We start from the raw sequence: 21448 nt of genomic DNA on the forward strand, positions 1-21448 counted from the left end.
CGAGGGCCTGAAGAGCTACGCGCACCGCTGTGTGGTCACCGCGGTCCTCGACCAGACCAGGTGCGTTACCTGGAGGCAGTCGGCGTCGGTGGGACGCAACGGATCCTCGATGCGAGTAGGGCCATGGATGTCGGCCAGGTGGTGCACATGTCGTCGGTGGGGGCCTACTCACCCAAACGTGACACCAGTCCGGTGGATGAGGACTATCCGGTCGGAGGCGTGGCCAGTTCGTCGTACAGCCGCCACAAGGCCGCCGCCGAGAGACTGCTCGACACCTTCGTGCAGTCCTCCCACGGTACGGCGGTCGCCCGGATGCGGCCCGGGATCATCGGCCAGCGCTCCGCCGGCAGTGCGTTGCTGCGTTACGCGCTGCCGGTGCTGTTGCCGGCCAGAGCCATCGGTGCGGTACCGGTGCTGCCGATGCCTGCCGGGTTGACGGTGGCGATGGTGCACGCCGACGACGTCGCGGACGCGGTAGTGCGAGTCTTGCAGCAGCGAGCTGTAGGCGCGTTCAACCTAGCCGCCGCGACGCCGGTGACCTCGGCGATGATTGCCGAGGCGCTCGGTGCCCGGTGGATCGAAACCCCTGCTCGCGTGGTCCGCGCAGTGATGTCGGCCGCATGGCAGGCACGGCTGCAGCCGGTTTCACCGGGCTGGCTGGACCTGGGATGCGCCGCGCCGGCCCTGGACAGCTCTCGGGCTGAGCGGGAGCTCGGTTGGTCACCGACGATCGACGCGTACGGCGTGCTGCGGGAGATCCTCGAAGGAATGAAGCACGCCGCGACCGGCTCCACCGCCGTACTGCGGCAGCGGACCGTGCTGAGTGAGGTGTCCGAGCTGCTGAGCCGCGGTCCGATCAGTCATCGGCGCCAACCATGAGGCCCGAAGTGGTGAGCCTGACGGGAACAGTCCAACGGCTGACACACGCGCCGGCGCACGGGTTCTCGGCGATCTTCCGCACCATGGCGCGGCTGCGGCGAGCCCCCGCAGTTCATCCGCGCGGCATGACCTTCGCCGCGCGTCTCACGGTCGACCAGCAGACTCCGCTGCTTCCGCAAGGCGACCACCTGACCACGGTGCGGCTCTCGAAAGGCGCCGGAACACCAGGCCGATGGCCGGACGTCCTCGGCCTGGCCCTGCGACTCGACCAGTCCGAGTCAGTCGAGCCGGCTGACTTCTTGTTCTCCAGCGCAGGCGATGGCATGTGGACTCGCTGGCTGCCCAGGCCCACCCGGGACTGGAGCGCCGCCCGCTACGGGACGCTGGCGCCGTACGAATCATCCGGCCGCTGGTGGTGGCTGATGCTGATCCCGGCTGGTCCTTCCATCGGGCACGCATCGATCCACCAACTCGAGCGCACCGGACCGCCCAGCTTCACCCTGCACACCAGCGACGAAACTGCCGGCTGGCACCAGATCGGCCGCCTGAGTCTGCGCGAACGCGTCGATGACGGCGGACTCGTTTTCGACCCGGTCCTGAACCACCCTCCCGGCGCACTCCCGGCGCCGGGCTGGCTTCGCGGGCTCCGCGAACGCGCCTACTCCGGTAGCCGTCAAGGACATGCCGCCCCGCCACCGTGCGGCTGACACGGAACAAACAAGCACGGCCAACCGCCGTACCACGCACTCGGGCCTGGCGGTCCGGAACACAGAAGGAACAGGGAAATGTCACACACCGATTCGAACGCACACTCCATGACCGCAACGCCGGTGCAGAAAGGCGCGACCGTTGTTGCCATCGCCTTCCTGGCCGTCGGGGTTCTCGGATTCATCCCCGGCATCACGACCGACTACGACACCATGAGGTTCGGGGGCCACCACTCCGAGGCGGAACTCTTCGGACTCTTCCAGGTCTCCATCCTGCACAACATCGTCCATCTGCTGTTCGGTGTCGTCGGCCTCGCCCTGGCCCGCTCCGCCACCGGCGCCCGCAACTACCTGATCGGCGGCGGCATCGTCTACCTGGTCCTGTGGGTCTACGGCCTGATCATCGACCAGACCAGTGCCGCCAACTTCGTTCCGCTGAACACCGCCGACAACTGGCTCCACCTCGTGCTCGGCGCCGCGATGATCGGGCTCGGCGTCGCCTTGGCCCGTGGCGTCACCCGGACCGCTACTCGCTCCCCGAGCGCGTAGCGGCGCGAGAGATGCCGGTGGCATGTCCGCTTACACCCGTCGTGCTCCTGGCTTGCCGTTGTCGGTGATGAAGGTGGCGAGGGTGTAGAGGGGTGCGTCCGGTTGTAGGACGGTGTCGGAGACGCGGAAGTCGGCTCGCCACTGGTCTGGGGTGACTTCGACTTGGATGTAGCCGCGCTGGTTGTTTTGGAACATGAGGTGCGGGTTGTCCGCAGTGGGCCCGTACACGGTGTTGGGGGTGGTGTCGCCGCCGCTGCTGATCGAGGTGCCGAGGTACTCCGTGGCCAGCGTCTCGGAGGTCGGGTCGCTGAAGTCGGCCTTGAGGTTGAACACCCAGTTGCGGTGTGCGTCGCCGGTGATGACGACCGGGTTGGACGGCCGGTGCTCGGCGATGTAGCCCAGTAGCTGGTTGCGGTCGGTGACGTAGCCCTCGCCCCAGCTGTCCTGTGAGGAGTACTCGAGGCCGGCTCCAGCCTTGCGGTCGAACGGCGCGAACTTGGTCTGGTTGGCGATGATGTTCCAGCGGGCCTTGGAGCTTGACAGGCCTTGCTGGAGCCATTGCTCCTGGGCGTCGCCGAGGATCGTGCGGTCCGGGTCGAGTGCGCCGGGGGAGTAGCCGCCGACGGCCTGGGCTGGGTTCCAGGTGGCTTGGTCGGAGCGGTACTGCCTGGTGTCGAGCAGATGGAACTGGGCGAGGTCGCCGTACTGCAACCGTCGGAACAGTTGGATGTTCGGGCCCGCGGGCAGGGAGGATCGGCGCAGCGGCATGTTCTCGTAGTAGGCCTGGTAGGCGGCCGTGCGGCGGGCCAGGAACGCGGCGCCGGAGTCGCCGCCGCCGATGCTGTCGGCGTAGTTGTTGGTCACCTCGTGGTCGTCGGGGATCACGAGGAAGGGCAGGTTCGCGTGGGCTGCCTGCAGCGCGGGGTCTGTTTTGTATTGGCTGTGCCGGATCCGGTACTGCGTGAGGTTCGTGATCTCCACCGGCGGGACGTGCGCGCGGTTGATGGCGGGATTGCCCGCGGACGGCCCTTCGTAGATGTAGTCGCCGAGGTGGACGACGAGGTCCGGGTCCTGGGCGACGATGTCGCGGTAGGCCACGAAGTACCCGGCGGGGTAGTTCTGGCAGCTGGTGACGGCGAGCCGCAGCCGGGAGACCGGTGCGCCGTAGGCGGGCGCGGTCTTGGTCCGTCCGACCGGGCTGATCGCCTGGCCGGTTTTGAAGCGGTAGAAGTACTCGCGTCCCGGCCTGAGCCTGGAGACTTCGGCGTGGACGGAGTGCCCGAGTTCCGGCGTGGCCTCGACGGCACCGCGACGCACGATGCGGGTGAACCGCTCGTCCTCGGCGATCTCGTACCGCACGCCGAAGGACTGGGCCGGCATGCCGCCGCTGCCGTCTTCCGCGAGCGGGTCGGGCGCCAGGCGGGTCCACAGTACGACTCCGTCGGGCGATGGGTCGCCGGACGCTACGCCCAGCCGGAAGGGGTTGTCGAGCTGGGGCGGGAGCGCCGCGGCCGTCGACGGCTGGGCGAGCTCGGTTCCGACGATCGCGGCGGCGGCGCCGACGCCTCCGATCGCCAGCAGCTTGCGTCGGCTGAGTTCCGAGGACGAGTGGTGCGAGGCATCGGGACGGCTCATGCGCGCTCGATCCTTCCGTGGCCGGCCGCACGGGGCGCGGCGTGAGTGGTTGACAAAGCCGAGACGGGACGGTGTCAAGGACTCACGTGCGGCCGGTCAACAAAACGCAACCTCGAATCGAACTCTGCTCATCTAACTGACAAGTCAGGTGTTGACCAGGGCGGCGAGCAGCTGGGCAGCGGTGGCTGCCTCCCATCGGTGACCATGCTCGTCGTCAGCGGCCTCCTGATCGTGCTCCTAGACGGGCGCTCCTGAGTTGGTCTGGGTACCGGCGGGTGCATGTTCGAGGGGTTCGTTCTGGATGAGGTCGACGTCACGGGGGTCCGGGTACGGGTGCGGTACGGGGGTTCCGGGCCGGCGGTGGTGTTGTTGCATGGTCATCCGCGGACGCATACGACCTGGTACGCCGTCGCTCCCCGGCTGGTGGATGCGGGGTTCACCGTGGTGTGTCCGGATCTGCGGGGGTACGGAGGGTCGGCGAAACCGGTGACGGATGCGGACCATACGCCGTACTCGAAGCGGGCGATGGCTGGTGACGTCGTTGGCTTGATGGAACTTCTAGGGCATCAGCGGTTCGCCGTCGCGGGGCACGATCGCGGCTCGTACGTCGCCTATCGAGCCGCCCTGGATCATCCGGAGCGGGTGTCCCGGCTGGCCGTGCTGGACAGCGTACCGATAGTCGAGGCGTTGGAGCGGTGTGGAGCCGAGTTCGCCGCCGCGTGGTGGCATTGGTGGTTCTTCGCGCAGTGGAAGAATCCGGCGGAGCGGGTGATCTGTGCCGATCCGGAGACCTGGTACGGCGCTTGGACCACGAACACACCGCAGGTCCTCGGGCCCGGGAACCACGCGGACTTCCTGGCTGCGATCCGTGATCCGGCAACGGTTCACGCGATGCTGGAGGACTATCGCGCCGGCCTCGGTGTCGATCGCTGCAACGACGCCGATGACCGGGCCGCCGGTCGCCGGATCGAGTGCCCGACGCTGGTGCTGTGGTCGACCGACGACGACATGGAACAGCTCTGCGGAGACCCGGTCGAAGTCTGGCGAACCTGGTGCCGCGAGGTCGCGGGGCACGGCATCAAGTCCACCCATCACATCGCGGAGCAGGCACGCGAGGAGCTGGCTCGGAGCCTGACCCGCTTCCTTTGCGCGGCAGACGAATCCAGGTGACATGCGCGTTACGCGCGATCAGCTGAAGGACTCGGGGCCGAAGCGGCCGACGGCGACGAAGACGGCGAGGGCGAAGTACACGAGGTTCAGGGCCGCGTGGGCGCGCTCGTGACGACGGGAGGTCACGATCGCCGCGCCCACCATGATCGTCGCCAGTCCGACGGCGGCCAGCGGTGCGAGGACCGGAACGATGCCGAGGGCGGCCGGTACAGTGAGGCCGATGGCGCCCAGGATCTCGACGGTTCCGAGGGCCTTGACGAAGCCCGGACTGAACTGGTTCACCCAGCCTCCACCGTGAGCCTTGGCCAGCTTCTCGTACGGGATGAACAGTTTGTTGGCGCCCGCGAAGGTGAAGACGGCGGCCAGCAGGCCGGCGACGATCCACAGAGCGAGGTTCATGATTTCTCCTTGTCGGTTACCTCGGGCCTTCCCGGCCCGTCATCACCCATGACGGAACATGTAGGTGGGAGGTAACAGATGACCGGACCGGACCGGGAGAACGCCATCGCGGAAGCGTTCATGGAGGAGCGCGAGCGGCTGGTGGCGATGGCCTACCGGATGCTCGGCTCGCGGGCGGACGCCGAGGACGCCGTACAGGAGGCCTGGCTGCGGCTCGCGCGCCAGGACCCGGCCTCGATCGACAACCTGTCCGGCTGGCTGACGACCGTGGTCGGCCGGGTGTGCATCGACGTGCTGCGCTCACGCAGGGCCCGGCCGGTGGCATCACCCGACGACGAGCTGCCCGAGTTCTTCGTGACCGAGGACAACGTCTCGTCGCCGGAGGACGACGCGCTGCTTGCTGACTCGGTCGGGCTGGCGCTGCTCGTCGTACTCGACAGCCTCGGTCCCGCCGAGCGGCTCGCTCTCGTGCTGCACGACATGTTCGCGGTGCCGTTCGAGGAGATCGGTCAGATCATCGGCAAGTCCACAGACGCCACCAAGATGCTGGCCAGCCGCGCTCGGCGGAAGGTGCAGGGGACACCTCGCCCGGACGGCGAACGGCAAGAGCGGCGGGCTGTACTGGATGCGTTTCTCGCCGCGGCCCGTGACGGAGACTTCGAACGGCTGCTGAGGGTGCTCGACCCGCAGGTGAAGTGGAGCACCCACACCGCGCACGGCGTGGTCGTCCAGCTCGGAGCGACGGAGGTGGCGGCGAAGGCTCGGCGCGGGGCGTACGCCAAGGCGTCCGTGCAACCCGTCCTCGTCAACGGCGAGCCGGGCATCGTCGCCTGGGCCGCGAACGGCAAACCCCTGGGCGTCCTGACGTGCAAGGTCGTCGATGGGCGGATCGTCGAGCTCACGTCCCTACGCGACCCACGCCAACTCGCCGCTATGTACCTCCCCGGACGCCCCGACTAGGAGCGCGAACAAGCCGCTGCCCGGCCGCGACCAGCCGCAGGCACTCCGTCACCTGTGGTCTGCGGGACCGGGGAGGCGGCGGAGTTGCTCCTCGACGGCGCGTGCGAGTCGACGGTCGCTCGGGGGTTCGTCACCACGCCACACTTGATGGACGAGGACGTGAGCGACGGTGACCACCGAGCTGTGGTTGTCCGCGGACCACCGTCGCAGGATCGTTTCCGCTTCCGTGGCGTCGATGCCGAAGCATCCCATCAGAACGCTGACGGCCTCGTCGACGCAGACGGCCCTCTTCATTACAGCCTCACTCATGCCGCGCGCTGGGGCCACTACTCAGGGCTGATCCTTCAACCGTCGTGGCAGTTCCGGCCGGCCCCTCCCGGTTCCCATCTGCCCGCCCGCCTATTCCTGCGCCTCACAGCTCGGACTGGGTGGATGCCGGTGACTTGCGTGGAGTTCCCGGTCTTGACCCGGGTTGGGGCGCGGCAGAGGCTGGCAGGTGGAGGGTGGCTGAAAGGAGACGGTGGGATGGCGAAGGTGCTGATTCTTACGGGCGACGCCGCGGAGGACCTGGAGGTGTTCTACCCCTACCAGCGGTTGCTGGAGGAGGGGTACGAGGTACACGTGGCTGCGCCGGAAGTGAAGAAGTTGCAGTTCGTGGTGCACGACTTCGTCGACGGGTTCGACACGTACACCGAGAAGCCAGGGCACACCTGGCAGGCTGACGTGGCGTTCGCCGACGTGGATCCGGCGGAGTACGTCGCGGTCGTGATTCCGGGTGGACGCGCGCCGGAGTACATCCGGAACGACGTGGACTGTCAGCGGATCGTCCAGCACTTCTACGGCGAGTCGAAGCCGGTTGCCCAGCTGTGTCACGGCCCGCTGGTCGCTGCGGCTGCCGGCGTCCTGAACGGGCGGAAGACCTCGGCCTATCCGGCGCTGGCGGTCGACATCCGTGCCGGTGGTGCGGAGTGGGTCGACGGTGACGCTGTGGTCGACGGCAATGTCGTCTCGGGTCGCGCGTGGCCGGATCACCCAGGCTGGATGCGCGCCTTCATGACGATCCTGAAGGAGCACGCACCGGCATAACTCTCGGGCCCTGGTCGCCGACGGACAACCCGCCGGCAACCGGCCGACGCCCGGGGCCGCCTTGCAGCGGCCCCGGGCGGCCTTGTGGCATCAGTCCGGGCGGCCCTTGCGGCGGCGGCTGAGTGCGCGCTCGGCTTCCCGGGTCGCCTCGCGTTCGGCGAGGGTGTGGCGTTTGTCCCAGGTCTTCTTGCCGCGGGCCAGGGCGATCTCCACCTTCGCGCGACCATCCTTGAAGTAGAGGGTCACCGGGACGATCGTCAGGCCGCCCTCGTTGACCTTGCGCTCGATCTTGTCGATCTGGGCGCGATGCAGCAGCAGCTTCCGCTTGCGGCGGGAGCCGTCGTTGAACCAGCGGGCCTGGGAGTACTGCGGGATGTGCACGCCGTGCAGCCAGAGCTCCCGGTTCTCGACGATGCCGAAGCCTCCGACCAGCGACGCCCGGCCGGCACGGAGCGCCTTCACCTCGAGACCCTGCAGCACGATCCCCGCCTCCCAGGACTCGCCCAGCTGGTAGTCGTGGGCAGCCTTGCGGTTGCGCGCGACCACGGGGTCGACCTCGGGCTTCTTCACACGGCAATTCTGCCCCACCGCCCGACAGCCCGGCCTACGAGCCAACTGAGCTGTGGCCGGGCTGGGGAGGAGCCGGGGATCGATGCGGTGTCAGGTCGGCGTTACCCGCCGGCCTCGCTCTCGAGCTTTTGCTTGAGCTCGTCCTTCGAGAGGCCCGAGGTGCCGGAGATCTCGGCGTTCCTGGCCTGCTGGGCGAGTTGCTCGCGGGTCATGTCGCCGGGCTGTTCGCCGAGGTGTTGTTTGCGGCTGGCAACGAACGCCTCGCCGAGCTGGGCCCGCCGTTCGTCGGACAGGTTGGAGCGCATGCCCGGCAGGACCTTGGTCTCCTCTTCCTCGACGTGGTGGGAGACCGCGTCGACCAGGTTCTGCAGCACGGTCTCGAACTCGGGGGAGGACGGATCCGTCGCCGCGAGCTTCGCCAGCAGCTGGTCGGCCTCGATGTGCTCCTGCTGGCTGTGTGAGACCTCTTCCTTCTCACCCGCCTCGCTGGCGGCGACCGGGTAGACCTCGGCCTCCTCGGCCCGGCTGTGCGCGGTCAGCAGCGTGGTCAGCACCGGAAGCAGGTTGGGTCGCTTCTCCGGACTGTCCTTGAGCTCGTCGAACAGCCGCTCCACCTCGCGGTGGTCCTGCATGATCAGGTCAACTACGTCCGCCGTCATTTCCCTGCCCCTTTCGTGGTTTCGTGATCCGCCCTGTACCCCTTGCCACACCTCTTCCGGACGGGTCAGTCAGGTGGCTCCACCGGATCGCCTTGCTCGCCGCCCGTCACGTCCTGCTCTTTCGGCGGACGTCGTACGGCGTCGTCCTCCGGCGCCTCGTTCTGCTCGGTGTCTGTGACCTGCTTGTCGTCCGGATCGGGACGGTCGAAGCTCATCGTCGCCTCCAGGGTTGCCGGCCACCCCGGTTCCCGCGGGCTCGTGCGTCAATCAGAAGCCGTGGCCGGGTTCGCCAGGCGTGGTACGGCGTTCCTTCATCTCGGCCTCACGCTGGTGCGGGCGGCCGTCGACGAGGCGGTCGCGGATCTGGCGGTGCCGCTCGACGAACGGTTCGTAGTACGTCCGCTCGTAGTCCTCGACGATCTGGAACGTCCACCGCCGGTCGTTCACGTTGCGTCCGGCAATCTCCCGCTCGACCTCGTCGGCCACCTCGTCGTGCCCCGCGCGACGCAGCATGCCGACCGCCCTGATCACCTCGTTGTCGGCCTTGCCGGTCAACTGGTGGAACTCGTACAGCGCGCCCCGCGCCCGGATCACAGTCTCCATCGCGAGCGTCAAGGCTCCGACCGCCTCGACAGTCGGCGCGTCGACCCCTTCAGGACGCTCGAATCTCTCCGGCAACTCACTCATGCCAGCGCGGTACCCACCGCTCGAACCTCGGGTGATTTCTATCGACAGTGGGTACTGGCGATAGAGGCGACGTACCTCGCGCCGCGGATCTGGAGAACCCACGATGGATGAGCTCGAGCGGGCGAAGCGCCCCAAGTCCATACTGGCCGGGCCGTACGGTCATCCGTTCCACCCGGTGCTGGTCGCCGTACCGATCGGGGCCTGGGTGGCCAGTGTCGTCTTCGACCTCGTGGCCTTGATCAGCACCGACGAGGCAGTCTTCGCCGAGGGCGCCTACTGGCTGGTCGGCATCGGCGTCGTCGGCGCCCTGCTCGCCGCCGTCTTCGGGTTGATCGATCTGCTCGCCATCCCGCGCGGCACGAAGGTCTTCCGGACCGGCCTGACGCACATGACGCTGAATCTGATCGTGGTGGCGCTCTTCGTCATCAGCTTCGCGATCCGCGCCGGGCAGGGCTCCGAGGAGGCGAGTGTGGCCGGCTTCGTGCTGAGTCTGTTCGGCGTCGGGATCCTCGGCGCATCCGGCTGGCTGGGCGGCCAGCTCGCCTACCACTACGGCGTCCGCGTCGCCGGCGAAGACACCCAGCGCGAGGGCTACCGCTGAGCTCGGCTAGCTGGGCCCGTAGCGCAGTACCACGTATCGGGACTGGTCGGCGGGATCAGTCCAGGGTGAGTTGCCTGCGGTGGAAGTCGAAGTGCTGGGTCGGGAAGCGGTACACGTCGGCCAGCGTCATGTACTCGTTGAAGAACGGATCCCATCGCGTCGGGTAGTACATGCCGCGCTCGAGGTCCGCGTCGCTCTCCGCGTCCAACCGCCGGTGGAGCTTGTCGATGACGTGGTCGAACGTGATCGCCATCCGCTGCGGAGTCAGCGTGTTGCCGCCGGCGTACGACCCGAGGAAGTTCACCACGTCGAAGGGCTTCGTGCCGGCGTTCAGGATGCGTGCGTAGCCTCGGCTGAACCCGCCGGGCAGGCGCCCGAACACCCGGACCAGCCTCAGCAACGCCCGAATGATCAGGTAGCCGAGCAACATGTGGAACAGCAGTTGCCGGTTGCTCCATCGCGTGCCGTTCGAAGGCCTGCGCAGCGCCGCGGCGTCCGCCTGCTCGACGAGCTCGTGGAACTCCCGTCGCGCTCGCTCCCATTCGTCGTGCGCCAGACTCCGCTCCATAACTCATGTTCCGTCGAGACCCCGCCCGTGCCAACCAGTCGACAACTTGATCCGGGGTTGTGATCTCGGGGAGCGACCGAAAACCCTGGGGTGTCACAAATCGGGGGGCAGTTCTGTCTCTGGTTCAGAAGAGATTTCGTCCATGTCCGGGTCGGCTCGCGAGCAGCGAGTACGGCGGCGGCCGCGGAGCCCCAAGGCCGGTGGGCCTGGCGTCCTGAGCCCCAGACTCGGCGCCGGGTCCGCCGCTCCAACGGCCGCGGTCGGACAGGGCGGGCGATTCCCGTGAAGGAGAGCTGGTGTGCCATGAATTGGCTGCTCAGAGCAGCATGTCGGAGCGAGGATCCGGAGCTGTTCTTTCCGATCGGGACGACCGGGCCCGCCGTACAGCAGGTGGAGGCCGCGAGGAAGGTGTGCCGGCGGTGTGAGGTGATCGACAGCTGCTTGGACTGGGCGCTGCGGACCGGGCAGGACGCCGGGGTCTGGGGCGGACTGTCGGAGCTCGAGCGCCGAGACCTGAAGCGCCGGCGTCGCGAGCCAAACGCTTCCGAATCCTTGCCGCGATAGCTCCGAACGAGCAAGCCCGCCTGGCCGTCGGTGGGCAGGCGGGCTTACTTGCGTGGCGGTTACTTGCAGGCGTAGAGGACCGGTACGAGTTCGCCGGAGCTGACGTCGTAGCCGGCGGCTGTCCACCTGGTGTTGCGCTCGAAGATGTGCTCCAGGAGGGTGCCTTCGGGGAACGTGATCTTGCTGCCGTCGCTCCTGATGATCACCGACGGGTAGTTGCCGAGTGGGCCGAAGCGGCCTTCGGTGACTGCGTCGCGGGAGCTGTTGAGGTCGACCACCCTGTCCTCGAGTTGCACGACACTGGTGTTGCGGGTGTTCCAGAGCAGGCCGGTGACGTCGTCGATGTCGGTGTCGCCGCCGGCGATCCAGTCGCCTTCGAGGTCACGTGCCCAGACGCCGGTCTCGTTGATGCCGGGCAGTCGTGAGGGCGCGGCGTTCCAGGACTTCCACAGGTAGCTGGTGTGCTGGCCGTCGGGGAGGGAGAGCCGTCCGACGACCAGGCCCTCGTCGGAGATGTCGTCCATGGCGTACACGGTCTGGCCGCTGGGCACTGGCAGCAGCTGCGGCTGACCGCCGGCCGGCCAGACGAACGGGACGCTCTCGCCGAGCGTCTCGTCCCAGGCGGTGCCGAGGATGTCCTGGTTGTTGTTCATTGCGGTCAGTTGGCTGATCTGCAGGTTCGTGGGCGCGAGGATCCGGTACGAGTTGGTCTGCACCGAGTAGATCCAGTGGTCGGTTCTCGTCATGCTGCTGGTGGTGCCGAGGACGAGTCCGCCCTCGATGACCGAGTAGGCGAACGACTCGCCGTCAGGCTGTGAAGCGAGCCAGCGCGGTACGCCGTTCACCCAGAGCACGGCCTGGCCGTGCATGCGTCCCTCCCGATTCGCCTCGCCGAGGAGGTAGCGGCCGGACGGGTCCGCCGTACGCGCTGCGCTCGACCCGGGCAGGGAATCGGCCGGCAGCTTGAGGACGCGCTTCGTGCAGCTCGCTGGACTGGCGGGGCCGGCGGCTGCGGCCTGGGCGGCCGGAAGCGCTGTGACGAGAAGCGTGGCGGTGGCCGCGACGGCGGCCAGATGTCGAATCATGTCTTTCCCCCAGACGAAATGGCCCCTTCCCAGGGGCACCGTGCGAGGTCAGACGCCGGCACCTCGAAAGAAGTTCGAACCGGCATAGACCGCACCGCCAGGGATGTGAGGGGATGCTCGCCGACGGCGTCAACAGAAGTCGCATCGCCGGGGTTCTTCGGGGTACCGGGGGACAGGTGGGCTTGTCAGGGAGTGGCAATGGTGCGTCGGCGAGGCGCGGTCCACGGGGACAGAGAGTACGACGTCATCGAGGTCGGCCTGGATGAGTTGCTGGGCATCGGCGACGACGCGGGGGACGACGCCGGACCGGGTGCCGATGAGCCGTACCTGGAGGAGGAGCCTCGCGTGCCGGGCGCGTCGTTCGGCGCCGCATTCTTCGGCTGGTTGGTCGCTTGCGGCACCGCCGTACTCCTGTTGCTGTTCGTTGGCGCCGTTTGCACGCTGATCGGGTGGGACAAGCTTGCCGCGTGGGCGGAGGACGAGGCCGGCAACGGCCGGCTTCATGTCGGCGCCTGGATCGTTTTCGTTCTGACGATGGGAATTGCCGCGTTCTCGGGCGGCTACGCCGGCGGGCGGATGGTGCCATCGCATGGTGAGCAGCAGGGCCTGGGCGTGTGGGTCTTCGGCTGGGCCGCGGTCGGCCTCCTGGTCGGCCTGGGCTACCTGGTCGACCGCAGGTACGACGTTGTGGCGCAGGTCGACTGGCCGTCGTTGCCCATCGCCGAAGCAGATCGTCCGTTGGCGACTCTGGCTGCGCTGATCGCAATCTTGCTCGTCACCCTGCTGGGCACATTGCTGGGCGGCGCCGCAGGGAACAACTGCTACGGGAGATTGAGCCGCCTCGGCGCAGGTGACGACGACTGACGGCGAGCGGGTGTGCGGGAGTGGCGGCAGACGCCAGCTGACCGAATCTTTTCGACGGCAAAACTTTCCTGGAACTCCATGCCACCGGGAAAGCATTCTTGGCGTGCTGGACAATCGACACTTGGTGCGAATTTCAATCGAAATACATCGGCTTTTGTCGTTGCGTCGACTCTGTTCGCGGCAGAGACTCGACAGTGGGCCACGTGGGTCTGGAACGCTTGCCGCGGTGCCCTGCCGCGGCAGTGCAGAACGGAGGGCATCAATGACCACACCTCCACAGCCGGAGGTCTGCCCCATTCTCCACCTCGAGCTCGGTCCGCTGGATCTGAACCTCCTGGGCTTACGCGTGCAGTTGAACCAGGTCGTCCTCGATATCACCGCGATACCTGGACCTGGCAACCTCCTCGGCAATCTCCTGTGCGCGATCGCGGGCCTGCTCGACGGGGTTGACCTCGGCGGCATTCTCGGCGATCTGCTGCGCAACCTGATCGACGCGCTCATCCGGCTTCTCGAGGGCCTCGGCGGCGGTGGCGGGGCCAGGCCCGCACCTGTGCAGCCGTGACAAGCGACCCCGGTCAGTCGGCGGACGCTCTGTTCGCTGCCAGGGTCGAGCTGGCGCTGTCGAGCTTGGAAGACTTGAGAGCGCAGCTCCAAGGTCGAGCGGCGAGCGGCTCGGAGATTGCCGCTGAGGACGTCGCGCGCTCCCTGACTGACGTCTGGCGAGAGCAGAGACCGCTGCTGGCCGAGCTCGCTGCGGCCGTGCTCGAGTCGCTGCGTGTGCAAGCCCTGCAGCAGGCATACGGCTGGCGTGAACAGCTGGACCGGTCGACCGACGCGTAACGCGCCCATTCCATCGCACACGGTATTTGCGGTGCCGGTCGTTTGTAGGCGCTGTGCGTGGGTACCGAATTCTGCAAATCAGCGGCGCAGAACGACGCACACCGCCGCCCGTGATCCGCTGGGGAGATCAGCCGGGCTGATCGAAGGGAAGCGGAACGATGGACCTCACCCAGTCGTGGAACGACGCGGTCGGCGCAGTGATCAATTTCCTGCCGAAGTTCGCCCTGTTCCTGGTCATCCTGCTCATCGGATGGCTGGTGGCCAAGGCGCTGCGCAAGGTCGTCGAAGTGGTGCTCAACCGGGTCGGCTTCGAGCGAGCGGTCGAACGCGGCGGAGTAGGCCGGGCGCTCGCGCAGTCGAAGTACGACGCCAGTGGCCTCATCGCGGCGCTCGTCTACTACGCCGTACTGCTGATCTCTCTGCAGTTCGCGTTCGGTGTCTTCGGTCCGAACCCGGTCAGTGAACTGCTCGCATCAATTGTCAACTGGCTGCCGCGGGCGGTCGTCGCGATCGTGATCGTCGTGGTCGCGGCTGCGATTGCCAACGCACTGCGCGACCTCGTCGGCAGCGCCCTGTCCGCCCTGAGCTACGGGCAACTGGTGGCGAAGGTGATTCAGATCTTCGTCATCGCGCTGGGGATCATCGCGGCGCTCAACCAGATCGGTGTGGCCACCGCGGTGACGACGCCGGTCCTGATCGCGGTCCTGGCCACCGTCGGTGGGGTGATCGTCGTCGGCATGGGCGGCGCGATGATTCGCCCGATGCAGCCGCGGTGGGAACGCTGGCTGGACCGCGCCGAGCAGGACTTCCCCAACGCGCGCGCCCGCGAAGAGGCCTACCAGCGCGGTCGTGAGGACGCCGAGCGCAGCCAATGGCCGCGTGAGCCGAGTGCACAGCCGAGTGAGCCGGCGGCCGGGCTGGGCGTCGGACTCGAAGGAGAACGACCAACCCGACCGACCACGAATCCGCCGCCGTCGCGGGACATCTGATCAGGGCTGAAGACTGGTTCTCGAGCGCTGGGCGGAGCGCTCGAGAACTCTGCGGTACGCCGGCTCGTCTCAGGGCGTCGGCAAGTCGATCGGGTCGTGGCCGGCCCGGTACGGCGAAAACGCCATACTGACCGCGGCGAGCAGCCGGATCGTCACCCAGTCCGAGCCCGCGGAGCTGCGTCCGCTCGTCCAGCCACGCTCGGCCGCGACATCGCGGACACCGTTGGCGTAAGCGGCCAGCTCGACCGGGCCGGAGCGGCCCGTGGTGAGTCCGAGGATGTCGCGGATGGCTGCCGCGTGCTGGTCGATCGCGGCCTGAAGCGCCGGCTCGAAGGAGCGCAGGTCCGGCATGATCCGGTCACGGAGGACGGCGAGTTCTCGTCTGGCCCTGGCCTCCTGCAGAGCCCGCACCCAAGTCATGCCTCAGTAGGCTACGGATCCGCTCCGGCGCCCGGAAGCCGTGTTCGGCTCAGAGGCATCAGGACGCAGTGTTGGCCGCTATCCGGTCAACGGGTGGCCAACCCGCGGATCTGGAGACCTCAGTCGGTGGGCTCGAGCAGGCCCAGTTGGTTCCCGTCGGGATCCGGGCACGTGACGAGGCGTTGCCGTCCGCTCGCCACCACCACGGGGTCTGTCGTCGTGATGCCCTGGGCTGTCAACGCCTCGACTCGATCGTCGAGGTCGTCGATGAAGAAGTTCACCGTCGTTCGGCCGGACTTTGCGGGATCGTGGAAAACCTGAACGACGCCGCCGTCGGCGAGATGCCATTCAGCGAGGGAATCCATCGGACGCCGGTCCGCAGGCCGTCCGAAGAACAACTCGTACCAGTCGCACGCGTCCTCGATCTCCGCGACCGGTATCACCGCCAGTACTGCGTTGATCGCCATGGCCTCGCCGGTACCCACCACCGATTCCCAGCTGATTTTGTTGACCGACTGTATGGCTACTGTCTCGTAAAGTGAATCGTTCGCCATTCTCTGTGCATTCCTGGCAGCATTCCTTTGGCGGGGCCGACCGAGCAACCGGGGAGCTTGCCACGATGTCACGGGCCAGACGAGCGTTACCGCACGGGAAAGGCTGGGGCAGCGGCCTTCTGCTCGCTGTGGGATTTGTCGGAATCGCTGCTGTGGTGGTGGTTGTCGGCGCACAATTGCAGCCGGACAGCGAGCAAGGGACCGGTCAGCCACCTTCGTCCTTGCCGGGGACCGTGTCGTCGGCTTCCGGCACGCTTGGTTCGTCGCCTGAGTTCGAGGCGACGGACTCTGCCGCCGTACTGTGCGCCGCCCAGGTCGCCGCAGCCGAAGAGGTGGTGCGATCCGCGCGGATCGCTGCCGGGCACTGGAAGGAGCACGTCCAGGCTCGTACGGATCTCCTGGCCGGGAAGAACACCGAAGCTACGACCAAAGAGATCTGGAAGCGGACTCGGCTGGCCGGACCGGCCGATCTCACTCAACTCGACAGAGCCAAGGCCGGCTACGACAAGGTCGTACGGGGCTGCGACGGGCTGACCAGCCCGGAGGCGTCGGCCTGCAGACAGCGGCTGACCGCACTCGAGGTGGCCGCGGCGAGCGGGCGTGCGGCCGGCGCCGACTGGGATGCGCATCTCGCGATGATGCGAGCCCATGCAGCCGGCGACTTCGGTGCCGAACATGCTCAGGACCTGTGGGTCACGGCCTGGGAGAGCGCGGCGAGGAACCTCAACGCGTTCGCCCGAGCCGACGCGGCCTTGGCGAAGGCGCCGGCCTGCCGGCCGTGAGCGCGGTTCATCCAGGGGCAGTCCGCAGCTCGAGCAGCTGAACGACCGCCCGGTGTCGTGCGATCATCGAGCGATGGACGTTGCGTCGATCGACCAGTTAACTGCTGATCTGCTTGGCAAGGCAGCGTCAGCCGACAGCGGGCGCAGTTCGGTGACTGTCTACAGCAGGCCAGGTGCCCGGCTCCGGCAAACGGTGATCGCGCTGGCCGCGGGCCGGATGATGGGAGAGCACAAGAGTCCCGGGGACGCCTCGCTGCTGTGCCTGCAGGGTCGTGTGCTGGTCCATGCCGGTGACGCGGAGATCGAGCTCGGTCCGGGCGGCCTGGTCGCCGTACCCCCCCAACGTCATGACGTCGAAGCCCTCGAACCGTCCGTCCTCTTACTGACTGTTGCCTTGCACTGACTGCTGGCGGTAGCGGTACGAGTTGTGTTCGGCGACCGTGCCATCGGGGGCGGTGATGATGTGGTCGACGCCGTACCACTGCGCGACGGTGGCGCCTTGGACGACTTGGCGCTGCTTTCCGCCGCCGGCGGCGAATGGTTTGGGACTGTTGCGCCAGCGGGTCTTCCAGACGCCGTTGTCGCAGTAGGTCTCGATGTCGTCAACGGGTGCCATCGTGTTTCCCTCCTTGTGCTGGCGGTTCCCAGCGCACTGGGCCGACCCGGATCGCCGGATCGACCCGGATCGGTGCGTAACGGGCGGGCGCGGCCTGGGAGCGCCGCGGCCGCGGCGAAGGAGCGCTGGGTACCGCGGCCCGGGCCATGGCCCGGTCGTAGGCGGCGCGGCGGATCGGGTCGCGCAGGGTGGCATAGGCGTTGAGGAGCTCCTGCAGGCGCCGGTCGGCGTCGTCGTCGGACGCTGCTGTACGGGTGTCGGGGTGAAGTTGCCGGACGAGTCCTCGGAAGGCGTGGTCGAGGTCGTCGTCGGAGGCCTCGACGGTCACGCCCAGGATCGCGTACGGATCGAGCGGCGGCGCGGTCATGGCAGCTCTTTCGCTATCCAGTGGATCGGGCTGGACCGGTGGTGATGCGGCGGCCCGCAGTGATGTCGTCCTAGGAAGGACAAGGCGGCGGGGTTCACGGTGCCGCCGCGCGTCGAGGGGTGTGACAGCGCGGGCGGCCGCATCACCGGGTCAAGGAGTTCGCTCGGGATCGGGCTACCACCTCCCACAGGCTTTGTGGCCACGGGCTACATCGGGGCGTCAGAGGCTCCGTTCGGCGGAGGGCCACGCTCCCTGGACTGGGGCCGCCGCGCCGGGACGCCGCCGGCGAGCGGGGACCGGTGCCATGGCGGCCACAGCTGTGGTGGCCGCCCGGCCCATCCGCCGCCGGGTGGCGACGGCTTGCGACGCGGCGGTTCTGACGGCGACTCCCAGCAGGCAGCGATCAGCGCGTCGAACTCGGCACGCACCAGATCGTCGTCGCCCAGGACGAGGTCGACGAAGACCTCGTCCTCGGCGAGTGTCTGGTGCTGGTCGGTCGCCGTCATCGATCTCACCTCATCGACAACAAACTGCACCGCACACCGTGTGGTGCGTGGTTCACCCGGGTCAGACGTCGAGCTGCTTGCGGTCGTCGCTGTCCGCGCCGCTGATCGCGATCTTGCGCGGCTTGGCCTTCTCGGCGATCGGGATCTTCAACGTGAGCACGCCGGCTTCGTAGCCGGCCTCGATCCGGTCGGCGTCCAGGGTGTCGCCCAGGAACAGCTGGCGGGAGAACACCCCGAGCGGACGCTCGGCGACCTGCATCTCCACACCGTCACCGAGCTCGAGCGGCCGGCGCTCGGCCTTCACCGTGAGCACGTTGCGCTCCACGTCCAGGTCGATCGCGTCCGGCGAGACGCCGGGCAGGTCGAACGCAACGACGTACTGGTCGCCGTGGCGGTAGGCATCCATCGGCATCGGGGTCGGCCGTGACCACGTGCCCGGTGCCTGGCTGCCGAAGAACTGCTGGGCGAAGCGGTCCAACTCCCGGAACGGGTCAGTGCGCATCAACATCGTCCTGCACCTCCTGAAAGCTCTGCTGATTTGGGTGGTGTCAATACGCACCTCTGTTATAACATGTCATCGGAACGATGACAAGCAGCCAATGTCAGCGGATCGCTGACATGATGAAGAGGAGGAGGTGACCGTGACAGCCACCAACACACCCGACGAGCCGGAGCCCTCGGCGTCGGCCGCGATCGCCGCCGTCGAGGAAACCGTCCACCAGGTCGCACACCAGGAAGACAAGGACACCGCCAGTTCGGACGACGTGCTGGCCGCACTGGCCGGGCTGCGGGCCGTGCAAGACCAGCTCGCCTCCTGGGAGCCGCTGCTCATCGGCGCCGCCCGCGCCCGCGGAGCAAGCTGGGCCGCGATCGCGCCCGCCCTCGGAGTCGCCAGCCGCCAAGCCGCCGAGCGCCGCTACCTGCGGCTCAACCCCCACACCACCGACCCCGCCGGCATGACCGGCGAAGAGCGTGTGCAGGCCGCCCGCGACCGCCGCGCCGGCGACCGCGCGGTCAACCAATGGGCTCGCACCAACGCCGCCCGGCTGCGCCGCCTCGCCGCCCAGATCACCGCTCTCGACGACCTCGACGCCACCACCCAAGAGGCCGTCGACCGCGTCTTCGCGGCCCTCGGCGAGAACGACACCGCGACCCTGCTGACCCCCTTGGCCGACGCGGGCGCCAAACTCCACGACAGCCACCCCACCCTGGCCGAACAGGCCGCCGACATCATCACCACTACCAACCACCTACGCCGCCCCAACCAATAGACGCCGGCGCGCAGTACACCATCGCCCCGGACGCCGCCGGTAGAGGTACGACGCCCCAGCCGTCGTACCTTCCCCGACCTACTTGCCCGACTTCTTGGCGGTCTTCGTCGTCTTCTTGGTCGCCTTCTTGGTGACCTTTCGGGTGGCGGACCGGGCTTTGGACTTCACCGTTCCCTTCAGGTCCTGGACGGTCGAGTAGGTGCCGAACAGCGCCGGATCCGGTGCCGGAGCGGAGGCCGGGCCGCCGAGTGGCTCGGGGTCGGTCAGGTACTCCAGCGGATCGTCGCCCTCGGTCCAGCCGCCGTTCGGTCCGTCGGTGCCGTCGGACAGTCGCCAGATCGTGTGGTTGTGGTCCTGGTCCTCCTCGTCGAAGAACGCGTTCGGTACGACGGGGATCTCGAGACCGTCGGACTCCAGCTCCTCGATCGCCTTCAGCCACTGCTTCTGGTGCACGGTGTCACGGGCAAGGTTGAACTGCAGCATCGCCCGGACGCCCGGGTCGTCGGTCATGTTGTAGAGCCGCGCCGTCTGCAGCCGGCCGTGCGCTTCGGCGGCCGCGTTCGCCCGGAAGTCGGCCAGCAAGTTGCCGCTCGCCACGATGTAGCCGCCGTTCCACGGCACCCCCTGCGAGTTCGCCGGGAGGGCGCCGCCGCCGGCGATGATCGCCTGCTGCGGATCCATGCCGCCGATGACCGCTGCCATCACCGGGTCCTCGACCGCCTCGGCCGTCATCGTTGCGGGAGCGCCTTCGAGAAGCCTGGCGACCATGGTGGCCAGCATCTCGACGTGGCCGATCTCCTCGGTCGCGGTGTCCATCAGGAGGTCCTTGTACTTGCCCTCCATCCGGCAGTTCCAGCCCTGGAACAGGTACTGCATCGTCACGCTCATCTCGCCGTAGGCGCCGCCGATGAGCTCCTGCAGTTTGCGCGCGTAGAGGGGATCGGGCCGCTCGGGCCTGGCCTCGAACTGCAACTGTTTGGTGTGGCGGAACATGGCGACTCCCTTGTCGGCCTCAGGACACCGGCCATCGCAACTCCCCAGTGGACCCACGCCTGACCGATCGGCCCTCGGTACCCCGGGTCCAGGCCAGTACACGCCGACGACGTGACCGGTACGGCGTACCGCGGCCGGAGCTTCGACCAAGCCTGAAGGCGGTCGGATTGTGTGTGTGGGGTTGGAGTTGGGTACCGCAGTCGCAGGAGAGTCTGGGCGTGGTCGCCATGGTCAAACAAGGGCCAGTTCGCGCGATTGATCGCCCAGGTCGAGCATCATGGCTGATCTGCCTGTCCCGGTGTCGCGGGAGTCCTTGGAACAACGACGCACAATGATCGAGGCTTTGCTACGGCAAGCATCCACGGCGGTGGGGGACTGCCGCGAAGACCTGCTCCGCGAGGCCGTTGTCCAGGGCTCCGCGATGGCGCGGTCGCTGGCCTTGCGGTACGACGGACGCGGGGTGGAGCGGGAGGAGTTGTTCCAGGTCGCGTACGTCGGCCTCGTCAAGGCCGTCCACGGCTACCGACCAGGCCCGGACACCGACTTCCGGTCGTACGCCTTCCCGACGATCCGTGGCGAGATCAAGCGGCATTTCCGCGACAACGCCTGGGCCGTCCGGCCGCCGCGTCGAATCCAGAATCTGCAGGCGTCCATCAACGCGGCCGAAGGCGAGCTGGCTGCCCGGTTGTACCGCTGGCCGACGGACCAGGAGCTGGCCGAGCGGATCGGCGTACCACTCGAAGAGTTGAGAGATGCGCAAGGCGCTCTCGGTTGTTTCCAGCCCATGTCGCTGGATGCGCCGCTGCGTGCCGACTCGTCGATGTCGCTCGGCAGTAGCATGCCCGCCCAGGAGGACACCTTCGAGCTGGTCGACCAGCTCCAGACGCTGCTGCCGGCTGTCGAGAGCCTGGGTGCCCGGGACAAGTTGATCCTGCGCAGGCGAATGATCGATCACTGGAGCCAGGCCGAGATCGCGTCGGAGATCGGGGTCAGCCAGATGCAGGTGTCCCGGTTGCTGCGCCGGATCATGGGCGTGCTTCGCTCCGCACTCGCCGCTTGACTGCGAATGTCAGCCGACGGCACAAAAGCAATGAACTGCGGCTGGGAGGTTTGTTGCGGCCGAGTCG

Annotated in this window: 32 protein-coding genes; 16 read left to right on the forward strand and 16 right to left on the reverse strand. The window is 67.8% G+C overall.

Translation table 11 applies throughout. From position 1 onward, the window contains the following. Positions 1-60 precede the first annotated feature (60 nt). The 3 genes from ACWCOV_RS37085 (at position 61) to ACWCOV_RS37095 (ending at position 2135) form a co-directional block, all read left to right on the forward strand. Positions 61-879: an NAD-dependent epimerase/dehydratase family protein gene (locus tag ACWCOV_RS37085; RefSeq protein WP_449834046.1), complete on the forward strand. Its 819-nt coding sequence runs from the start codon at positions 61-63 to the stop codon at positions 877-879. A 125-nt stretch (positions 880-1004) separates the two neighbouring features. Beyond that, positions 1005-1586, forward strand: coding sequence for a hypothetical protein (locus ACWCOV_RS37090; protein WP_449834047.1), 582 nt, complete (start codon positions 1005-1007; stop codon positions 1584-1586). 108 nt (positions 1587-1694) lie between these two features. Continuing rightward, positions 1695-2135 (forward strand): DUF4383 domain-containing protein, encoded by a 441-nt coding sequence (locus ACWCOV_RS37095; protein WP_449834048.1) that lies wholly within the window; start codon positions 1695-1697, stop codon positions 2133-2135. Between the two features lie 30 nt (positions 2136-2165). Here the strand turns inward: ACWCOV_RS37095 and ACWCOV_RS37100 are convergent, their stop codons facing one another. After that, a complete protein-coding gene (locus ACWCOV_RS37100) occupies positions 2166-3770 on the reverse strand; it encodes an alkaline phosphatase D family protein (protein WP_449834049.1) in 1605 nt (534 codons plus the stop codon). Between the two features lie 279 nt (positions 3771-4049). Here ACWCOV_RS37100 and ACWCOV_RS37105 point away from each other — a divergent pair, with 279 nt between their 5' ends. Further along, positions 4050-4940, forward strand: coding sequence for an alpha/beta fold hydrolase (locus tag ACWCOV_RS37105; protein WP_449834050.1), 891 nt, complete (start codon positions 4050-4052; stop codon positions 4938-4940). An 18-nt stretch (positions 4941-4958) separates the two neighbouring features. Here the strand turns inward: ACWCOV_RS37105 and ACWCOV_RS37110 are convergent, their stop codons facing one another. Next, on the reverse strand, positions 4959-5339 hold the full coding sequence (locus ACWCOV_RS37110; RefSeq protein ID WP_449834051.1) for a DoxX family protein: 381 nt from the start codon (positions 5337-5339) through the stop codon (positions 4959-4961). A gap of 78 nt (positions 5340-5417) precedes the next feature. Between ACWCOV_RS37110 and ACWCOV_RS37115 the strand changes: the two genes are divergently transcribed. Beyond that, positions 5418-6299: a sigma-70 family RNA polymerase sigma factor gene (locus ACWCOV_RS37115; RefSeq protein ID WP_449834052.1), complete on the forward strand. Its 882-nt coding sequence runs from the start codon at positions 5418-5420 to the stop codon at positions 6297-6299. A 48-nt stretch (positions 6300-6347) separates the two neighbouring features. On the opposite strand, the gene ACWCOV_RS37120 is transcribed toward ACWCOV_RS37115, so the two are convergent. Continuing rightward, positions 6348-6608 carry an ANTAR domain-containing protein gene (locus ACWCOV_RS37120; RefSeq protein WP_449834053.1) on the reverse strand — a complete coding sequence of 87 codons (261 nt, stop codon included), beginning with the start codon at positions 6606-6608 and terminating at the stop codon, positions 6348-6350. Positions 6609-6824: 216 nt separating this feature from the next. Between ACWCOV_RS37120 and ACWCOV_RS37125 the strand changes: the two genes are divergently transcribed. Continuing rightward, positions 6825-7385 carry a DJ-1/PfpI family protein gene (locus tag ACWCOV_RS37125; protein WP_449834054.1) on the forward strand — a complete coding sequence of 187 codons (561 nt, stop codon included), beginning with the start codon at positions 6825-6827 and terminating at the stop codon, positions 7383-7385. Between the two features lie 90 nt (positions 7386-7475). Here ACWCOV_RS37125 and smpB read toward each other — a convergent pair whose 3' ends face one another. The 4 genes from smpB to ACWCOV_RS37145 all read right to left on the reverse strand — a co-directional run bounded on the left by smpB (position 7476) and on the right by ACWCOV_RS37145 (position 9301). Continuing rightward, complete coding sequence (smpB, locus tag ACWCOV_RS37130; protein WP_449834055.1) at positions 7476-7955, reverse strand: SsrA-binding protein SmpB; 480 nt, start codon at positions 7953-7955, stop codon at positions 7476-7478. A gap of 101 nt (positions 7956-8056) precedes the next feature. Then, positions 8057-8614, reverse strand: coding sequence for a hemerythrin domain-containing protein (locus ACWCOV_RS37135; RefSeq protein ID WP_449834056.1), 558 nt, complete (start codon positions 8612-8614; stop codon positions 8057-8059). Between the two features lie 65 nt (positions 8615-8679). Beyond that, the gene (locus tag ACWCOV_RS37140) at positions 8680-8829 is read right to left on the reverse strand and encodes a hypothetical protein (RefSeq protein ID WP_449834057.1); all 150 of its coding nucleotides are present in this window, start codon (positions 8827-8829) and stop codon (positions 8680-8682) included. Between the two features lie 52 nt (positions 8830-8881). Beyond that, complete coding sequence (locus tag ACWCOV_RS37145; RefSeq protein WP_449834058.1) at positions 8882-9301, reverse strand: hypothetical protein; 420 nt, start codon at positions 9299-9301, stop codon at positions 8882-8884. Between the two features lie 103 nt (positions 9302-9404). Here ACWCOV_RS37145 and ACWCOV_RS37150 point away from each other — a divergent pair, with 103 nt between their 5' ends. Next, entirely contained in the window at positions 9405-9902 is a 498-nt protein-coding gene (locus ACWCOV_RS37150) for a DUF2231 domain-containing protein (RefSeq protein WP_449834059.1), read from the forward strand. A 55-nt stretch (positions 9903-9957) separates the two neighbouring features. On the opposite strand, the gene ACWCOV_RS37155 is transcribed toward ACWCOV_RS37150, so the two are convergent. Continuing rightward, positions 9958-10470 carry a DinB family protein gene (locus tag ACWCOV_RS37155; protein WP_449834060.1) on the reverse strand — a complete coding sequence of 171 codons (513 nt, stop codon included), beginning with the start codon at positions 10468-10470 and terminating at the stop codon, positions 9958-9960. Positions 10471-10773: 303 nt separating this feature from the next. Between ACWCOV_RS37155 and ACWCOV_RS37160 the strand changes: the two genes are divergently transcribed. Then, entirely contained in the window at positions 10774-11034 is a 261-nt protein-coding gene (locus tag ACWCOV_RS37160) for a WhiB family transcriptional regulator (protein WP_449834061.1), read from the forward strand. A gap of 59 nt (positions 11035-11093) precedes the next feature. Here ACWCOV_RS37160 and ACWCOV_RS37165 read toward each other — a convergent pair whose 3' ends face one another. After that, positions 11094-12119 carry a hypothetical protein gene (locus ACWCOV_RS37165; RefSeq protein WP_449834062.1) on the reverse strand — a complete coding sequence of 342 codons (1026 nt, stop codon included), beginning with the start codon at positions 12117-12119 and terminating at the stop codon, positions 11094-11096. Between the two features lie 198 nt (positions 12120-12317). Here ACWCOV_RS37165 and ACWCOV_RS37170 point away from each other — a divergent pair, with 198 nt between their 5' ends. The 4 genes from ACWCOV_RS37170 to ACWCOV_RS37185 all read left to right on the forward strand — a co-directional run bounded on the left by ACWCOV_RS37170 (position 12318) and on the right by ACWCOV_RS37185 (position 14812). After that, positions 12318-12983 carry a hypothetical protein gene (locus ACWCOV_RS37170; RefSeq protein ID WP_449834063.1) on the forward strand — a complete coding sequence of 222 codons (666 nt, stop codon included), beginning with the start codon at positions 12318-12320 and terminating at the stop codon, positions 12981-12983. A gap of 262 nt (positions 12984-13245) precedes the next feature. Then, a complete protein-coding gene (locus tag ACWCOV_RS37175) occupies positions 13246-13545 on the forward strand; it encodes a hypothetical protein (RefSeq protein WP_449834064.1) in 300 nt (99 codons plus the stop codon). A 74-nt stretch (positions 13546-13619) separates the two neighbouring features. After that, positions 13620-13823, forward strand: a complete 204-nt coding sequence (locus ACWCOV_RS37180) for a hypothetical protein (protein ID WP_449834065.1) — start codon at positions 13620-13622, stop codon at positions 13821-13823. Positions 13824-13981: 158 nt separating this feature from the next. Then, the gene (locus ACWCOV_RS37185; RefSeq protein WP_449834066.1) at positions 13982-14812 is read left to right on the forward strand and encodes a mechanosensitive ion channel family protein; all 831 of its coding nucleotides are present in this window, start codon (positions 13982-13984) and stop codon (positions 14810-14812) included. Positions 14813-14881: 69 nt separating this feature from the next. Here the strand turns inward: ACWCOV_RS37185 and ACWCOV_RS37190 are convergent, their stop codons facing one another. Both ACWCOV_RS37190 and ACWCOV_RS37195 read right to left on the reverse strand, forming a co-directional pair. Next, entirely contained in the window at positions 14882-15232 is a 351-nt protein-coding gene (locus tag ACWCOV_RS37190) for a DUF6401 family natural product biosynthesis protein (RefSeq protein WP_449834067.1), read from the reverse strand. A 119-nt stretch (positions 15233-15351) separates the two neighbouring features. After that, positions 15352-15786, reverse strand: a complete 435-nt coding sequence (locus ACWCOV_RS37195; protein ID WP_449834068.1) for a VOC family protein — start codon at positions 15784-15786, stop codon at positions 15352-15354. Between the two features lie 233 nt (positions 15787-16019). On the opposite strand from ACWCOV_RS37195, the gene ACWCOV_RS37200 reads away from it, so the two are divergent. Beyond that, positions 16020-16568: a hypothetical protein gene (locus ACWCOV_RS37200; protein WP_449834069.1), complete on the forward strand. Its 549-nt coding sequence runs from the start codon at positions 16020-16022 to the stop codon at positions 16566-16568. 73 nt (positions 16569-16641) lie between these two features. Further along, positions 16642-16971 (forward strand): cupin domain-containing protein, encoded by a 330-nt coding sequence (locus tag ACWCOV_RS37205; RefSeq protein ID WP_449834070.1) that lies wholly within the window; start codon positions 16642-16644, stop codon positions 16969-16971. On the opposite strand, the gene ACWCOV_RS37210 is transcribed toward ACWCOV_RS37205, so the two are convergent. The 4 genes from ACWCOV_RS37210 to ACWCOV_RS37225 form a co-directional block, all read right to left on the reverse strand. Further along, positions 16948-17184, reverse strand: coding sequence for a hypothetical protein (locus ACWCOV_RS37210; protein WP_449834071.1), 237 nt, complete (start codon positions 17182-17184; stop codon positions 16948-16950). The two genes, ACWCOV_RS37205 and ACWCOV_RS37210, sit on opposite strands and share 24 nt — an antisense overlap. Continuing rightward, positions 17171-17551: a J domain-containing protein gene (locus tag ACWCOV_RS37215; protein ID WP_449834072.1), complete on the reverse strand. Its 381-nt coding sequence runs from the start codon at positions 17549-17551 to the stop codon at positions 17171-17173. Before ACWCOV_RS37215 ends, ACWCOV_RS37210 begins: the two co-directional genes overlap by 14 nt. A gap of 206 nt (positions 17552-17757) precedes the next feature. Next, on the reverse strand, positions 17758-18057 hold the full coding sequence (locus ACWCOV_RS37220) for a hypothetical protein (protein ID WP_449834073.1): 300 nt from the start codon (positions 18055-18057) through the stop codon (positions 17758-17760). A 61-nt stretch (positions 18058-18118) separates the two neighbouring features. Further along, the gene (locus tag ACWCOV_RS37225) at positions 18119-18565 is read right to left on the reverse strand and encodes an Hsp20/alpha crystallin family protein (protein ID WP_449834074.1); all 447 of its coding nucleotides are present in this window, start codon (positions 18563-18565) and stop codon (positions 18119-18121) included. 133 nt (positions 18566-18698) lie between these two features. Between ACWCOV_RS37225 and ACWCOV_RS37230 the strand changes: the two genes are divergently transcribed. Beyond that, entirely contained in the window at positions 18699-19328 is a 630-nt protein-coding gene (locus ACWCOV_RS37230) for a hypothetical protein (RefSeq protein WP_449834075.1), read from the forward strand. A 78-nt stretch (positions 19329-19406) separates the two neighbouring features. On the opposite strand, the gene ACWCOV_RS37235 is transcribed toward ACWCOV_RS37230, so the two are convergent. After that, entirely contained in the window at positions 19407-20321 is a 915-nt protein-coding gene (locus ACWCOV_RS37235) for a manganese catalase family protein (protein WP_449834076.1), read from the reverse strand. A 277-nt stretch (positions 20322-20598) separates the two neighbouring features. Here ACWCOV_RS37235 and ACWCOV_RS37240 point away from each other — a divergent pair, with 277 nt between their 5' ends. Continuing rightward, positions 20599-21381, forward strand: a complete 783-nt coding sequence (locus ACWCOV_RS37240) for a sigma-70 family RNA polymerase sigma factor (RefSeq protein WP_449834077.1) — start codon at positions 20599-20601, stop codon at positions 21379-21381. Positions 21382-21448 lie beyond the last annotated feature (67 nt).

The sequence above is a fragment of the Kribbella sp. NPDC002412 genome (assembly GCF_053592935.1).